The sequence below is a fragment of the Streptomyces uncialis genome, assembly GCF_036250755.1.
Classification (GTDB): Bacteria; Actinomycetota; Actinomycetes; order Streptomycetales; family Streptomycetaceae; genus Streptomyces; species Streptomyces uncialis.
This window is the reverse complement of record NZ_CP109583.1, coordinates 3195865-3210663: the sequence shown is the minus strand read 5'-3', so window position 1 is coordinate 3210663 and position 14799 is coordinate 3195865. Positions and strand designations below refer to the sequence as shown.

The 14799-nt window shown below is 72.3% G+C and carries 14 protein-coding genes; 7 read left to right on the top strand and 7 right to left on the bottom strand.

Going from position 1 to position 14799, the window contains the following annotated elements; all coding sequences use genetic code 11:
- Positions 1 to 68: 68 nt before the first annotated feature.
- Positions 69 to 1034, bottom strand: coding sequence for a diacylglycerol/lipid kinase family protein (locus tag OG711_RS13040; protein WP_073784810.1), 966 nt, complete (start codon positions 1032 to 1034; stop codon positions 69 to 71).
- A gap of 121 nt (positions 1035 to 1155) precedes the next feature.
- Between OG711_RS13040 and OG711_RS13035 the strand changes: the two genes are divergently transcribed.
- Complete coding sequence (locus tag OG711_RS13035) at positions 1156 to 1608, top strand: hypothetical protein (RefSeq protein WP_073784812.1); 453 nt, start codon at positions 1156 to 1158, stop codon at positions 1606 to 1608.
- A 96-nt stretch (positions 1609 to 1704) separates the two neighbouring features.
- Here the strand turns inward: OG711_RS13035 and OG711_RS13030 are convergent, their stop codons facing one another.
- The 3 genes from OG711_RS13030 to OG711_RS13020 form a co-directional block, all read right to left on the bottom strand.
- On the bottom strand, positions 1705 to 2847 hold the full coding sequence (locus OG711_RS13030; protein WP_073784814.1) for an RNA polymerase sigma factor SigF: 1143 nt from the start codon (positions 2845 to 2847) through the stop codon (positions 1705 to 1707).
- Positions 2844 to 3257 carry an ATP-binding protein gene (locus tag OG711_RS13025; RefSeq protein WP_073784816.1) on the bottom strand — a complete coding sequence of 138 codons (414 nt, stop codon included), beginning with the start codon at positions 3255 to 3257 and terminating at the stop codon, positions 2844 to 2846. Before OG711_RS13025 ends, OG711_RS13030 begins: the two co-directional genes overlap by 4 nt.
- Positions 3258 to 3640: 383 nt before the next feature.
- Entirely contained in the window at positions 3641 to 3901 is a 261-nt protein-coding gene (locus OG711_RS13020; RefSeq protein ID WP_073784818.1) for a UBP-type zinc finger domain-containing protein, read from the bottom strand.
- Positions 3902 to 3973: 72 nt separating this feature from the next.
- On the opposite strand from OG711_RS13020, the gene OG711_RS13015 reads away from it, so the two are divergent.
- Entirely contained in the window at positions 3974 to 5572 is a 1599-nt protein-coding gene (locus tag OG711_RS13015; RefSeq protein ID WP_266508018.1) for a Na+/H+ antiporter, read from the top strand.
- Positions 5573 to 5686: 114 nt separating this feature from the next.
- Here OG711_RS13015 and OG711_RS13010 read toward each other — a convergent pair whose 3' ends face one another.
- Together OG711_RS13010 and OG711_RS13005 are read right to left on the bottom strand one after the other, a co-directional pair.
- Complete coding sequence (locus OG711_RS13010; RefSeq protein ID WP_405673364.1) at positions 5687 to 6577, bottom strand: 1-aminocyclopropane-1-carboxylate deaminase/D-cysteine desulfhydrase; 891 nt, start codon at positions 6575 to 6577, stop codon at positions 5687 to 5689.
- Between the two features lie 835 nt (positions 6578 to 7412).
- Positions 7413 to 7649 (bottom strand): hypothetical protein, encoded by a 237-nt coding sequence (locus OG711_RS13005; RefSeq protein WP_073784822.1) that lies wholly within the window; start codon positions 7647 to 7649, stop codon positions 7413 to 7415.
- A 358-nt stretch (positions 7650 to 8007) separates the two neighbouring features.
- On the opposite strand from OG711_RS13005, the gene OG711_RS13000 reads away from it, so the two are divergent.
- From OG711_RS13000 to OG711_RS12980, 5 genes are all read left to right on the top strand, one after another.
- Positions 8008 to 9414, top strand: a complete 1407-nt coding sequence (locus OG711_RS13000; protein WP_073784824.1) for a family 2B encapsulin nanocompartment shell protein — start codon at positions 8008 to 8010, stop codon at positions 9412 to 9414.
- A gap of 92 nt (positions 9415 to 9506) precedes the next feature.
- A complete protein-coding gene (locus OG711_RS12995; RefSeq protein WP_329563780.1) occupies positions 9507 to 10601 on the top strand; it encodes a family 2 encapsulin nanocompartment cargo protein polyprenyl transferase in 1095 nt (364 codons plus the stop codon).
- Between the two features lie 789 nt (positions 10602 to 11390).
- On the top strand, positions 11391 to 11984 hold the full coding sequence (locus tag OG711_RS12990) for a GNAT family N-acetyltransferase (RefSeq protein WP_073784826.1): 594 nt from the start codon (positions 11391 to 11393) through the stop codon (positions 11982 to 11984).
- 4 nt (positions 11985 to 11988) lie between these two features.
- Positions 11989 to 12777, top strand: a complete 789-nt coding sequence (locus tag OG711_RS12985; RefSeq protein WP_399545868.1) for an ATP-grasp domain-containing protein — start codon at positions 11989 to 11991, stop codon at positions 12775 to 12777.
- A gap of 46 nt (positions 12778 to 12823) precedes the next feature.
- Positions 12824 to 13429 carry a response regulator transcription factor gene (locus OG711_RS12980; RefSeq protein WP_329559315.1) on the top strand — a complete coding sequence of 202 codons (606 nt, stop codon included), beginning with the start codon at positions 12824 to 12826 and terminating at the stop codon, positions 13427 to 13429.
- Positions 13430 to 13465: 36 nt separating this feature from the next.
- On the opposite strand, the gene OG711_RS12975 is transcribed toward OG711_RS12980, so the two are convergent.
- Positions 13466 to 14668 (bottom strand): sensor histidine kinase, encoded by a 1203-nt coding sequence (locus OG711_RS12975; protein ID WP_329559314.1) that lies wholly within the window; start codon positions 14666 to 14668, stop codon positions 13466 to 13468.
- Positions 14669 to 14799 lie beyond the last annotated feature (131 nt).

Sequence of the window (14799 nt, the reverse complement as noted above, 5' to 3'; positions counted from 1 at the left end):
ACAGCCGTACTTCCATGGGGTGGACCCTTGCCTAAACGTTCGAGTGCAAGGACTTTTGCCCCTTCCGCTCACACAATCACACGCAGTGCACGGCCTACGCCTAGGAACGTCACGCTCGTTCGCAGTCCGAGGTGGTCTCCGTCCATCTGCAAGGGCAGTGGGACCTTCGAATGCAAGGTGAACTCGTTCAGGTCGTGCAGTGACACCGCGTGCTTGCCCTGGGGTCCCCGTTCGGGGGACGAAGTGAGCAATTGTGTGGCATACCGGGTCACCGCGGGGGTGGTGAGCCGGGTGAGCCCGAGCACATCCAGTCCGGTGTCGAACGACGCGCGGGGTGCCGCGTAGAGCGGGCGATTGCCCAGATAGCTCCACGGGGCCGTATTGCAGACTATGGACAGCAGAAGATCCTCGATCGGTTCCCTGCCCGGCTGTTCCAGGGTGATCGAACCGTGCCGGCGCTGTTCACCCAGAAATTGCCGGACCACCTGCCGCACGTAAAGCGCGTGGGTCGACCGCTTTCCCGACTCGCGCTGCTGTTCGACCCGTCCGACCACCCCGGCATCGAATCCGAGGCCCGCGCAGAAGGTGAACCAGCGGCCGGGAATCGCCTCGTCGGCCGTCCCGGGCGTCCCCTTCGCCATCCCGAGCCCGACGGTCCGCTCGGAGCCCCGTTCGATCGCGTCCAGCAGGGCGCCCGTCGCCTCCACGGCGTCGTTCGGCAGGCCCAGCGCGCGGGCGAACACATTCGTGGAACCGCCGGGGACCACCGCGAGCCGGGGACCGCGCTCCGGGTCCGGGCCGTGGTCCATCAGACCGTTGACGACCTCGTTGACCGTGCCGTCGCCGCCCAGCGCCACCACCAGGTCGATCTCGTCGCCCTCGGCGGCCTGCCGGGCGAGGTCCCGGGCGTGCCCGCGGTACTCGGTGGTGACCGCTTCGAGCTTCATCTCGCTCGCCAGGGCGTGGATCAGCACATCACGCGTACGCGCACTGGTGGTCGTGGCCGCCGGGTTGACTACGAGGAGTGCGCGCATGCCATGCAGGGTACCCAGCGCGCGGCACCGGACCCCACCTCGGGCCCGCCGCCGGACCCTCCGCCGCGCGCCGGACGGCCCGCCGGACCGGCCTTCGCGCCGCGCGGGCTACCCTGCTGGGGTGAGTGCTGAAGCGAAGTCCCCGCGGGGCACGGACCCCGGCGGGACCCCCGAAGGACCCCGCCCGGGACGGCTGACCGCGGCCGCCGCCCTGACCGGACTGGAGGGCGCCGCGCTCGTCGCTGGCGGCCTGTACGTGAGCGTGCGCGGGCTGACCGGGGACGGCAGCGCCGGACAGGCGCTCACCGCGGGAGTGACGCTCGTCGCGCTCGCCGTGCTGCCGCTCGTCGCCGCGAAGGGCCTGCTGGCGCGGCGCGGCTGGAGCCGGGGCCCCGCGATCATGACCCAGATCATCTCGCTGCCCGTGGCGTGGACCCTGCTCCAGGCCGACAGCATGCTCATCCCCGGCGGGATCGCCCTCGGGGTCGCCGCCGTCACCACCCTGGTCCTGCTGGTCAACCCCGCCACGACCGTGGCCCTGGACATCCGCGGCCCCGGCCGCGCCGACCAGTAGCGACGGCAGCGGACACACACGCACGACCGACGCCCGGGACCCGAGGGTCCCGGGCGTCGCCCGTCCGTCACGGCCGGTCACCACCGGCCGGTACGGCTACTCCTCGACCAGCAGCTTCTCGCGCAGCTGCGCCAGGGTCCTGGCCAGCAGCCGGGAGACATGCATCTGGGAGATGCCGACCTCCTGCGCGATCTGCGACTGGGTCATGTTGCCGAAGAACCGCAGCAGCAGGATGCGCTTCTCGCGCGGCGGCAGATCCTCCAGCAGCGGCTTGAGGGACTCGCGGTACTCGACGCCCTCCAGCGCCTCGTCCTCCGAGCCGAGGGTGTCGGCCACGGCCGGTGACTCGTCGTCCGTGTCCGGCACGTCCAGGGACAGCGTGGAGTAGGCGTTCGCCGACTCCAGCCCCTCCAGGACCTCCTCCTCGGAGATCGCCAGCTTCTCGGCGAGCTCGTGCACCGTGGGGGAGCGGCCGTGCTGCTGGGACAGCTCGGCCGTCGCCGTGGTCAGCGAGAGCCGCAGCTCCTGGAGCCGCCGCGGAACGCGGACCGCCCAGCCCTTGTCGCGGAAGTGACGCTTGATCTCCCCGACGACCGTCGGCGTGGCGTAGGTGGAGAACTCCACCCCCCGCTCCGGGTCGAACCGGTCCACGGACTTGATCAGCCCGATCGTGGCGACCTGCGTCAGATCGTCCAGCGGCTCCCCCCGGTTGCGGAAGCGCCGTGCAAGGTGCTCCACGAGCGGGAGATGCAGCCGTACGAGCTTGTTGCGCAGCTCCGCGTACTCCGGGCTGCCGTCGGGCAGGGTGCGCAGCGTGACGAACATCGCCCGTGCCGCGCTCCGGTCCTGCTCGTGCCGGGAGCGCTGCACTTCCCGGGCACCCGGTGCGCCCGCTTCCCGCTCGGCGGCCCGTTCGTGCTCGCTCATTCTTCCCGCCCTCCCCCAGCTCCCGCTGGGAGGTGCCCCCGGTCCGCCGCCCCGGCCGGACCGCGACGCGCGCCCGTCCGTGTCCCCGGGGCCGTCCGGATGTGCCTGCTCCAACACGTCGGTCGTGTCCGGCGACCTCGCCGGCCCCGTCGGGTCGGCCGCTTCCCGGAGGGTGTCCTCCGGGTGCGACCTGGCCTGCTGCTCGGGGATACCGCCCGGCGCCGGACGGCCGCTTGGGCCGCCCGGATCACCGGCGGGGAGACCTGGTGTGCCGCTTCCCTCGTCCCGCACCGGCCCGTCCCCGTCCCTCACGCCGGCCCGGGTCCCGCGCCGCGCTGTTTGTAGAGGCTGATCGACACGGTTTTGTCGTCCGCGACGGACGAGTCCACCTTCCCCGCGAGTGCCGACAGCACGGTCCAGGCGAAGGTGTCGCGCTCGGGAGCGCGACCGTCCGTCGTCGGGGCCGAGACCGTCACTTCCAGGGAGTCGTCCACGAGCCGGAACACACAGCTCAGCACCGAACCGGGCACGGCCTGCTGGAGCAGGATCGCGCACGCCTCGTCGACGGCGATACGGAGGTCCTCGATCTCGTCGAGGGTGAAGTCCAAACGCGCCGCGAGACCGGCCGTCGCCGTCCGCAGCACCGACAGGTAGGCACCCGCAGCCGGCAACCGGACTTCCACGAAGTCCTGGGTCCCGGGCTCTCCTGCGATCTGGGACACCCTCACCTCCAAGGTGGTACAAGCTCTTCGGGGCTCCGGGGGATCGTCCCCCCGGACAACGCGCTAGATGGTTCAGCGGTGACGCTATCGCGCTGACGGCGTGAGTGTCCCAGGGACCCCGTCCCTTGCTGTCACTCATCGTAAGCACATGGGTACGCACAGTGGCTAGGGGTCTGCGGGTACCGATGGGAACACCATCCTGCCCCCCGCCGATCCCTCCGCGCGCCGCTGTGACGTACCCAGCGTCCCGGCACCCGAACCGTCCCCGTCATCGCCGCACGCTCGCGCGGCGCCCCGGCGGACCCCGAGGTCAGCCACCGGCGGATCGTTTCCGCACTTGAGCGGCACGGGCTCCGCTCAGCCGCGGACGCCGGCCGCGCCCGTCACACGATCACGCAGTCGACAAAGCACCATCGCCAGTCCTCACCGGGTTCATGCGTGCGCATGACCGGATGCCCCGTCTCCTCGTGATGGCCCGTGGCGTGTCGCAGCGGCGACGAGTCGCAGCAGCCCACGTGCCCGCACGACAGGCACATCCGCAGCTGCACCGGATTGGTCCCCGCGGCCAGGCAACCGGGGCACGTCTCGCTCAACGGCTCCGGCGCGGGGTCGGGAAGCGCCGAGATATGCGTGCACTGCTTCATGATTGCCAGGTTACGTGCGTGCGCGGGACCCGGCAGGGCCCGCGATCCGCAGCGCCGGGAAGGGATACCGCGATGGACGCGTTGTCGGTGATCGGACTGATCGCGGCGAGCGCGGCCGTGGCCGGGCTCGCCCGGCGCACCCCCGTACCCGCGCCGCTGCTGCTGGTCACCGCCGGGCTGATCGCCGCGTACATCCCCGGGGTCCCCGAGTTCGCCCTCGACCCGCACATCGTGCTGCCCCTGCTGCTGCCACCGCTGCTCCACAACGCGGCCCTGGAGAGCTCGTACCTCGATCTGCGGGCCAACATCCGCCCCGTCGCACTGCTGTCCGTCGGCTATGTGCTCTTCGCGACCGTCGCCGTGGGCTGGCTGGCGTATCTGCTGATCCCTCATCTGCCGCTGACGGCCGCGCTGGTGCTCGGCGCGGTGATCGCGCCGCCCGACGCGGTGGCCGCCACGGCGATCGCCCGCAAGGTGGGACTGCCCTCCCGGATCACCACGATCCTCCAGGGCGAATCCCTCGTGAACGACGCCACCGCCATCACCGCCTTCAAGGTCGCCCTCGCCGCCGCCGTCGGCGAGGGCATGAGCTGGGCCGGCGGCATCCAGGAGTTCCTTGTCGCGTCGGTCGGGGGAGTGGCCGTCGGGCTGATCCTGATGGTCCCGCTGCACTGGCTGCGCCTCCACCTCAAGGAGGCGATGCTCCAGAACACCCTCTCGCTGCTCATCCCCTTCGTCGCCTACGCCGCCGCCGAACAGGTCGGCGCCTCCGGGGTGCTCGCCGTGGTCGTCGTCGCCCTCTACCTCGGGCACCGGGCCTGGCAGGTCGACTTCGAGACCCGGCTCCAGGAGGCCGCCGTGTGGCGCATGGTCTCGTTCATCCTGGAGTCCACCGTCTTCGCGCTGATCGGACTGCAACTGCCGCTCGTCCTCGAAGGACTCGGGCCGGTCGGCTACGCGCAGGCGCTCTGGTACGCCCTCGCGCTGTTCGTGGTCGTGGTGGCGGTGCGGTTCGTCTGGTCCTACCCCGCCACCTATCTGCCGATCTGGCTCTCGCCCCGGATCAGGGCCCGCGAGGCGGACACGGACTGGCGGCGGCCCCTGGTGGTCAGCTGGGCGGGGATGCGGGGCGTGGTGTCGCTGGCCATCGCCTTCTCCATCCCGCTGACCACGCACGACGGGGACGCGTTCACCGCCCGCAACCTCGTCCTGTTCCTGACCTTCACCACCGTGATCGGCACCCTCGTGGTGCAGGGCCTCACCCTCCCCGGGCTCATCCGGCTGCTGAAGCTGCCGGGCCGGGACGCGCGGTCGCGGACCCTCGCGGAGGCGCAGGCCCAGAACGCCGCCTCCCGCGCCGCCGACGAACGCCTCGACGAACTCCTCCAGGACCGGCGCAACGACCTTCCCGGCCCCCTTGTGGACCGTCTGCGGCTCACCCTGGAGCGACGGCGCAACGCGGTCTGGGAACGGCTCGGGCAACCCAACCCGGAAACCGGTGAATCCGTCGACGACACCTATCGCCGACTCACCCGCGAGATGATCGGCGCCGAGCGGGACGTCTTCGTCCGGCTGCGGGACGCGCGGGTCATCGACGACGAGCTGATGCGGACGCTGCTGCGCAGGCTCGACCTGGAGGAGGCCGCGGCCTACCGCGAGGAGGCGGACTGACCTCCCCGGCCCGGTCGGCCCCCGGCGGTCGGTCGATTCCCCGTGGGCCGCGCGGTCCCCGGCGACCGCGCGGTTCCCCTCCCGGCGCGGTCGGGTCCGGCCCTCCGGGTGCGGTCAGTACGGCTCGGGGGCGCCCGTGACGACTGCGGTCAGCCGTGTCCCGGCAGGGAACGCGCCCTCCTCGGCGAGCACCGTCAGCGCCCACAGTGTCTTGGCGACATAGAGACGTTCCACCGCGAGTCCGTGCCGCTGCTCGAAGTCCGCCGCGAACGCTTCCAGCGCGGCGGGTACGCGGGCGTAGCCGCCGCAGTGGAAACGGTCGGTCACCGACCAGCGGCCCCGGGGTCCGCCGAAGGCCGTGTCCTGGAGCCGGGCCGTCTCCCCGGTGAGGAAGCCGCCCTTCAGCACGGACACCCCGAGCGCCCGCTGATCGGGCCCCAGCCCGGCGGCGAGTCCCGCGAGCGTCCCGCCCGTGCCGCACGCCACGGCGACCACGTCCGCGTGGCCGCGCAGCTCCGTCCCCAGCGCGGCGCAACCCTGTACGGCGAGCGCGTTGCTCCCGCCCTCCGGGACGAGGTACGCGTCCTCCTCGCCGAGATCCCGCAGCAGCGCCGCGCGTATCTCCGGCTCGTCCTTGCGGCGGTACGTCGATCTGTCGACGAAGTGCAGCCGCATGCCGTCCGCTTCGCAGCGGGCGAGGGAGGGGTTGCGGGGGTGGTCGGCGAGCTCGTCGCCCCGGACGACGCCGGTCGTGGCGACGCCGAGGAGGCGGCCGGCCGCGGCGGTGGCCCTGAGGTGGTTCGAGTACGCGCCGCCGAAGGTCACGAGGGGGTGGCCTGCGGCGGCTGTGAGGTTCGGGGCGAGCTTGCGCCATTTGTTGCCCACGAGGTGGGGGTGGATCAGGTCGTCCCGCTTCAGGGAGAGGGTGATTCCCCGGGCGTCGAAACGGGGGTCTTCGACGGGTTCCAGCGGGGTGGGTACCTGGGGCGGCGGCAAGTGGTGCACCCACCCATTGTGATCCCCGCCCGCCCTGACCCCGGTCCGGGTCCCCGCCCGGGTCACCTCGGGTGGGCGTACTTGTTCCTGTACAGGTTGTCCGGGGGTGCGCAGTTCCCCGCGGGTCGCCTTCGCTTGCGCTTCCTAGGTCTGTCCGGCGGGGCGTACTTCGTTCCTGTGCCGTCGTTCGTGGGGTGCGCAGTTCCCCGCGCCCCTTTGGGGCGCGTTCTGTCGGTCCTTTGAGTCGGTGCCGGTCGGGATTCTCCGTCCTCGATCCGACACGCTCGGTACGACGTCCAGCGACCCGACTGAAGAGCATCGGAGTCTGCGAGCAGAGATTCCCGCCCACCCCCTCCCGTAGCCGGGCGAGTCCGCGAGGAGGGTGGTTTGAACCCCAGCCCCGGTTGATGCAGCCCGCAGTCTGATCGCCAGCCCCAGTTGGGCGCCCCCAAAGGGGCGCGGGGAACTGCGCAAAAGACGAGGGCGGACCCGCACCCGAAGAACAACCCGAAGGAGGCAGCATCCAGGGGCGCGGGGAACTGCGCGAGCAACCACGGACCACCCGCAGCCGAACGGGAACCGCAAGAGGCGCGACCTCAGGGGCGCGGGGAACTGCGCGAAAGTGAGGGCGACCCGCACCCGAAGAGCGACCGTAAGGAGGCAGCATCCAGGGGCGCGGGGAACTGCGCACCCACGGGGAACCGGCACGCGAACAGGTACGTCCAGGTGTGGAACCCCAGAAGCGCGAGCGAAGGCGACCCGCGGGGAACTGCGCACCCCCGGACAGCCTGTGCGGGAACAAGTACGCCCAGCACAGGAAACCTCGGGGCTCCCCGCACGGGGCTCAGTGCTGGCGCAGGACGCCGTCCCCGTGGACCGCGATGTGGCTCTCCAGCTCCTGGACGGCCCGCTGGGTGGCCTCGGGCGTACCGCTGCCCCGGCGCTCCGCGTAGTACGCCGCGCCGATCTTCTTCAGGAGGTCGGCCCCCGCGCGCTGGGCCTGGACCTCGTCAAGCTTCTGCTTGCCCTGGTTGAGCCCCTGCTGGACCTGCTCCTTGGCCCGATCGAGGAAACCCGCCATCGTGAACCACTTCCGTTCGTCAGGTGCCGCCTGGACCGGCGGCGTGCTCTTTGGTGCGCGCGTTCGATGAACGTGCGGGGGGATCTTGGAGTTCCCGGCCCCTTCCGTTCCGTCACACGGGACAGCTCCCTGTCACCCGTGCGGCGGACGTAGGGACATATCCCTCCGAACTCGGATGTTCCAGGACCGGCGTCCCCGTAAACCGTCGGAGCGCACCCGTGTAGAAACGGTTCGTCACAATTCGCTGCTCACCCGAACGGCGGCGTTCATTCCCGCTCGTTTGTGTGATGGCACCCCGACGGCCCGTACTGCAAGGCTCTTCACCGCAGGTCAGTGCAGGTATCGGGAGGGCAAATCCATGTCGGTAGGCGAAGAGGTCCGCGCAGAGCAGGCGCAGCCGCAGCAGAGTCTCGGCACAGCGGCGGCGCGGAATCTGGCCACCACCACCAAGTCGGCACCGCAGATGCAGGAGATCAGCTCGCGCTGGCTGCTGCGGATGCTGCCGTGGGTGAATGTGCAGGGCGGTACGTACCGGGTGAACCGGAGGCTGACCTATTCCGTCGGGGACGGGCGCGTGACGTTCGTCAAGACCGGGGACGACGTCCGCGTCATCCCCGCCGAGCTGAGGGAACTGCCGGTCCTGCGGGACTACGAGGATCTGGAGGTCCTGGGGGAACTGGCCGGACGCTGCGAGCAGCGGGAGTACGCGGCGGGGGAGGTGCTGACGTCGTTCGGCAACCCGTCCGGTGAGGTGTTCCTGCTCGCCCACGGCCGGGTCGAGAAGATCGGCACCGGTCCGTACGGGGACGACGCGGTCCTGGAGGTCCTGGCGGACGGTTCCCACTTCGGGGACGAGTCGCTGACCGATCCGGACGCGATCTGGGAGTACACGGCCCGCGCGGCGACCGCGACCACGGTCCTGGTGCTGCCCCGGGCGGCGGTCGAGCAGACCGGTGAGCGGAGCGAGTCGCTGCGGGCGCATCTCGAAGGGCTGCGCGCGATCCCCGAGCAGCGCGCCAACAAGTACGGCGAACGTGCGATCGACCTCTCGGCGGGGCATGTCGGGGAGGCGGCCCTGCCCGGCACGTTCGTCGACTACGAGGCGTCCCCACGGGAGTACGAGCTGAGCGTGGCGCAGACCGTGCTGCGTATCCACTCCCGGGTGGCCGATCTCTACAACCAGCCCATGAACCAGACCGAGCACCAGCTCCGGCTCACCGTGGAGGCGCTGAAGGAGCGCCAGGAGCACGAGATGATCAACAACAAGGAGTTCGGTCTCCTCAACAACTGCGAGTACGAGCAGCGCATCCAGCCGCACGACGGGGCGCCCGGCCCCGACGACCTGGACGAACTGCTGAGCCGCAGGCGCGGGTCGAAGCTGTTCCTGGCCCATCCGCGGGCGATCGCCGCGTTCGGGCGGGAGTGCAACCGGCGCGGGCTGGTCCCCGAGTCCGTCGAGGTCGCGGGCAACCGCATCCCGACCTGGCGCGGGGTGCCGATCTTCCCGTGCAACAAGATCCCGGTCAGCGACGCCCGGACGACGTCCATCATCTGCATGCGTACGGGCGAGACCGAGCAGGGCGTCGTCGGGCTCCACCAGGCGGGCATCCCGGACGAGATCGAGCCCAGCCTGTCGGTGCGGTTCATGGGCATCAGCGAGCAGGCGATCATCTCGTACCTGGTGACGACGTACTACTCGGCCGCGGTGCTCGTCCCGGACGCCCTCGGCATCCTGGAGAACGTCGAGATCGGCCGCTGGCAGTGACGTCCACCGGTCCGGAACCCGGGGTCGGCGCGGACACCCTGTCCGCGCTTCCCGGCCAGTCCCTCGCCGGAGGGCGGGAATCCGTCGGCACCGTGACGTCGTCGCGCGAGGGACGACCGGGGTCCGGGCCGGTCCCGGCCCCGGCCGGGCCGGACGACGGGGGCGACAGGGAGGCCATGGCGCTGCTCGAAGCGGCGCGCGCCGATGTCGATCCCGAACTGCGCCGTGCCGTCGACACCCTGCCGGGGCAACTGCGCCGGATCGCCCGCTACCACTTCGGCTGGGAGCACGCGGACGGCACCCCGGCCGCGGGCAACGCGGGCAAGGCCATCCGGCCCGCGCTCGTGCTGGCCGCGGTACGGGCCCTCGGCGGGCGGCCCAAGGACGCGGTACGGGCCGCGGCGGCGGTGGAGGTGATCCACAACTTCACGCTGCTGCACGACGATGTGATGGACCGTGACGCCACCCGCCGCCACCGGCCCACCGCGTGGAGCGTGTTCGGTGACGCGGACGCGATCCTCGCGGGGGACGCGCTCCAGGCCCTCGGGTACGTCATGCTCGCCGGTGATCCGCATCCCGGGGCGGCCCGGGCGGCGGCCCGCCTCGCCACCTGTGTGGTGGAGCTGTGCGCGGGACAGCAATCCGACACGGCGATGGAACGGCAGGCGCCGGGCGAGGTCACCCTTGACGGCTGCCTCGCCATGGCCGAGGCCAAGACCGGGGCGCTGCTCGGCTGCGCCTGTGCGATCGGCGCGGTCTACGCGGGGGCGGGGGAGGAGGAGGTCGCGGCGCTGGACGCGTTCGGCCGGGAGGCCGGGCTGGCGTTCCAGCTGATCGACGACGTGATCGGGATCTGGGGTGATCCCCGGCGTACCGGGAAGCCGGCCGGGGCCGATCTCCTCGCCCGCAAGAAGTCCCTCCCGGTGGTGGCGGCGCTGGGTTCCGGGACGGCGGCGGGGGCTGAGCTGGCGCTGCTGTACGGGGTGCCCGCCGATCCCTCCGACGCGGCGGCGCTCGCGCGGACGGTGCGGGTGGTGGAGGCGGCGGGGGGACGGGACTGGGCGCAGCTCCAGGCCGGGGACCGGATGTCGCGGGCGGTGCAGTGTCTTGCGCGGGCGGTGGGGGAGCCCGCGGCTGCGGGGGAGTTGCTGGCGCTGGCGGAGTTCGTGACCCGCCGCACGGTGTGAACCGCGGGTCGCCTTCGCTTGCGCTTTCCAGGTCTGTCCGGCTGGGCGGACTTCGTTCCTGTGCGGGTCGCTCGTGGGGTGCGCAGTTCCCCGCGCCCCTTTGGGGCGCTCCCGGTTTGTTCTTCGGGTCGGTGCCGGTCGGGATTCTCCGTCCTCGATCCGACACGCTCGGTAAGCCGTTACGTTGCCCGACTGAAGAGCATCGGAGTCTGCGGGCAGAGATTCCCGCCCACCCCCTCCCGTAGTCGAGCGACTGCGCGAGGTGGGGGGTTGGACCCCAACCGGGCTGATGCCGGCCCGCAGCCTGACGGCAGCCCCAGGGGACGCCCCCAAAGGCCCGCGGGGAACTGCGCGAGCAACCACGGACCACCCGCACCCGAACGGGAACCGTAAGAGGCGCCCCCAAAGGGGCGCGGGGAACTGCGCGAAAGCGAGGACCGACCCGCACCCGAAGAGCTACCGCAAGGAGGCAGCATCCAGGCCCGCGGGGAACTGCGCGAAAACGAGGACCGGGCCGCACCCGAAGAGCGACCGCAAGCGGGCAGCATCCAGGGGCGCGGGGAACTGCGCACCCCCGTCCGACCCGCACAGGAACAAGCGCGTCACGTCGGACAGACCTCGGAAGCGCGAGCGAAGGCGGCCCGCGGGGAACTGCGCACCCCCGTCCGGCCCGCACAGGAACAAGTACGCCCAGGTGGGGAACCCCGGAACCCCGGAAGCGCGAGCGAAGGCGGGTCGTTTAGGGTCAAGGGGTCCGGGGTGCGGGCTTGTTGAGGGGTGGAGGGCGGGATGGCTGTGGTGATCCGGGCTGCGGGGGCCGGCGACCGGGAGGCCGTGGTGCGGCTGCTGGACGCCGCGTTCCACGACGACCCCGTGAGCAACTGGGTCTTCCCCGAGGAGGAGTCGTTCCGCCGGGGCCACCCGCTGCTGATGGGCGCCTTCCTGGACCTCGTCCTGGAGGGCGGCCGGGTCGACCTCGCCGAGGACGGCTCCGCCGTGGCCCTGTGGCTGTCGGTGCCCGAGGGCGCGCACGACGAGGACGACGACGGCCCGGCCCTGCTGCGGCAGGCCATCGACCCGGACAACAAGCGCGTCGAGGCGGTGGGCCGCCTCACCAGCGGTATCCACCCCACGCACACGGCCCACGAGTATCTGTGGATGATCGCGGTCGACCCGGCCCGCCGGGGCGAGGGACTGGGCACGGCCCTGATCGCCGCGGCCTTGGAGCGCTGCGACCGGGACGGCACCGCCGCGTACCTGGAGGCCAGCAGCGCCCGCAGCCGGGACCTGTACACCCGGCTCGGGTACACCGTCCTCGACCCGGTGCTGGAGCTGCCGGACGGTCCGACGATGTGGCCCATGTGGCGGGAACCGCGCGGTTAGCGCCGTGCCGGGGACCCGGGCGCTGTTCGCGGTGGCGCCGTGGCCGACCGTGACCCGGGAACTCCTCGCGGACACGGCGCGCCGCCGGGGCATGGACGTCGAGGTGCCGGTGCCGGGCGGTGGACGGACCGGGCGCGCCGCGCACTACTACGGCGGCCCCGGCTTCGCCGCCGGTGTCGTGGACGGCCTGGGCGTGGCGCTCCTCGAACCGGACGCCGACTGGCTGCCCCGGTTGCCGCGTGAGTGGACCGGGCGCCGGATCGCGACGACCGACCTCGCGGCGGCCCGTCGGCTCACGCGGCCCGCGTTCCTCAAGCCGCCGACGGCGAAGACGTTCCCCGCGGCGGTGTACCCGGACGGGCGGGACCTCGCGCCGGGGCTGCCCCCGGACACCCCCGTGCAGATGAGTGAAGTGGTGCGCTGGGCGGCCGAGTACCGGCTGTTCGTGCTGGACGGCACGGTCCGCACCGGCTCCCGTTACGCCACCCACGGTCTGCTGGACGCGGCGCCGCTCGCGGCGGACCCCCGGGCGGACGCCGTCTCGGACTTCGCCGCCCGGCTGCTCGCCGGACACGCGGACACGCTGCCGAGCGCGGTGGTGCTGGACGTGGGGCTGCTGGCCGGGGACGAGCCGGGCTGGGCCGTCGTGGAGGCCAACATGGCGTGGTTCAGCACCTGTTACGCGGCGGACCCGGAGCGCTGTCTGGACGTGGTCCTGCGGGCGGCCGGACCACGGGACCGGATACGCGACGGTGACCGGCGGTTCGCCGTCGCCGGACGGGGCGCCCGCTGACCGCGAGGCACTTGCGTGCCCCGGGGGTCTCACGGATGCTGCCAGGATGATCAGAGTGCTGGTGGCCGAGGATCTGCACGTGGTGCGCGCCGGGCTGGTGCTGCTGCTCGACGAGGCGTTCGACATCGAGGTCGTGGCCGATGTGAGCAGCGGTGACGCGGTGATCCCCGCCGCCCTGGCGCGGCGTCCGGATGTCGCCGTCCTCGACATCGGGATGCCGGGCACGGACGGGCTGACCACCGCGCTGCGGTTGCGTGAGCGGTTGCCGGACTGCCGGTCGCTGCTGCTCACCGCGATGGACCGGCCGGGCCATCTGCGGCGGGCGCTCGACGCGGGGCTGCCGGGGTTCCTGCTGAAGTCGGTGGCGCCCGGGCGGCTGCTGGAGGCGGTGCGGACGGTGGCCGGGGGCGGCCGGATGATCGACCCGGCGCTGCTGGACGAGGCGTGGGCGTTCGGGGAGTGTCCGCTCACCGAGCGGGAGACGGAGATCCTGCGGCTGGCGGGCGACGGCGCGGACGCCCGGGAGATCGCCGTCGGGCTGTCCCTGAGTATCGGCACGGTCCGCAACCGGCTGTCGGACGTGATCCGCAAACTGCACGCCCGCACCCTGGTGGACGCGGTACGGATCGCGGGGCGCAACGGCTGGACGTGAGGCGGGGAGCGCGGTCCGGTGGGCCGGGTCGGCGGGTCACCCGGTCCGTGCGTCGTTCATGGCCGGGCGGGGCTCCGGCTCGGGCGGGACGGGGACCCGGGCGACCACCCGGAACAGGCCGCCCGCCCGGGGGCCGGACACCGTCAGCGAGCCGCCGAGGGCCGTGACGCGGACGGCGAGGCTGGTGAGTCCGGTGCCGTCGTGCGCTCCGGGCGCGGGCCGTACGGGTACGCCGTCGTTCTCGACGGTGAGTTCGGCGGAGCCGTCCCCGTGGCGCAGTGTGATCGAGCAGACCCGGGCCTGGCTGTGCCGCAGCACGTTGGACAGGCACTCGCGCAGCACCGCGCCGAAGCAGGTGCCGACGGCCGCCGGGACCCGGGGTCCGTCCTGGGTGACGCGTACCCGTACCTCGGCGGCCTCCAGCGCGGCGCGGGCCGACGCCAGTTCGCGTCCGAGGGAGAGGCTGACCCGGTCGCGGGCCACGCCGCGGACGTCGTGGTGCGCCTGGCGGGCCAGTTCCGCGAGGGCAACGAACTCCCGGCGGGCGGCGGCGGGATCGTCGGTGGTCCGGGCCGCCGCCTCGCCGCGGACCGCGATGGCCGAAAGTGCCGCCCCCAGCAGATCGTGCAGATCCTGGGCCATCCGGGCGCGTTCCCGCTGCACGGCGGCCCGCGCGGTCTGGGTGCGGGCGGCGTGCGCCTGGACGGCGACCGACGCCAGCCGGACGATGCCGTAGACGACCAGGCCCACCACCAGGGTCCGCGCGGCCACGCCCACGGCGGTCCGGTTGTCGACGGGGAGCAGGAAGATGACGACGGGGCCGCTGACCGTCACCATGGCCGCCGCGATCAGTCCGGACGGGCGGGGCAGCGACGCGAGGCTCGCGCCGAGCAGCAGTCCGAGGACGCTCAGCCAGATCTCCCGGAAGAGGAGCACGGGCAGATAGGTGAGCGCGGCCTGGGCGACCAGCAGCAGCATCCGCCGCCAGTGCGGATGCCGTCGCGTGTACTGGCCGAGCAGGGTGATCAGCAGCAGTACGGCGGTCAGCACGCTGACGGCCGTGGTGCGGTGGTCCAGGTCGAGGCCGTCGAGTCCGGTCCACATGTGCAGGAACATGATGCCGGTGACCGCGGCGAGCGCCACGAGCGTCAGCCGGGAGACCAGCAGGGCCCTCGGGGAGACGTCCCGGGCCCTCGGTCCCAGCCGGCGCGCGGCGGCCCACGGCGGAGAGTCACGCACGTCAGACACCCCAGCCCCCCTGGTCCGTAACGCGGCGCATGTGAACGTGCACAGTACAAGTGAAGATCTCACGGGCGCGGCGTGAATATGTCAATTCCGGTCGTCGCGGGGCCTCGGTTGGATGTGCTCCA

What these genes read in the sequence shown, in the direction of transcription:
- OG711_RS12990 (WP_073784826.1), top strand. Translation starts at nt 11,391, where the DNA reads ATGGCTGTGGTGATCCGGGCTGCGGGGGCCGGCGACCGGGAGGCCGTG.
- OG711_RS13015 (WP_266508018.1), top strand. Translation starts at nt 3,974, where the DNA reads ATGGACGCGTTGTCGGTGATCGGACTGATCGCGGCGAGCGCGGCCGTG.
- OG711_RS13040 (WP_073784810.1), bottom strand. Translation starts at nt 1,034, where the DNA reads ATGCGCGCACTCCTCGTAGTCAACCCGGCGGCCACGACCACCAGTGCG.
- OG711_RS12980 (WP_329559315.1), top strand. Translation starts at nt 12,824, where the DNA reads ATGATCAGAGTGCTGGTGGCCGAGGATCTGCACGTGGTGCGCGCCGGG.
- OG711_RS13005 (WP_073784822.1), bottom strand. Translation starts at nt 7,649, where the DNA reads ATGGCGGGTTTCCTCGATCGGGCCAAGGAGCAGGTCCAGCAGGGGCTC.
- OG711_RS13020 (WP_073784818.1), bottom strand. Translation starts at nt 3,901, where the DNA reads ATGAAGCAGTGCACGCATATCTCGGCGCTTCCCGACCCCGCGCCGGAG.
- OG711_RS13000 (WP_073784824.1), top strand. Translation starts at nt 8,008, where the DNA reads ATGTCGGTAGGCGAAGAGGTCCGCGCAGAGCAGGCGCAGCCGCAGCAG.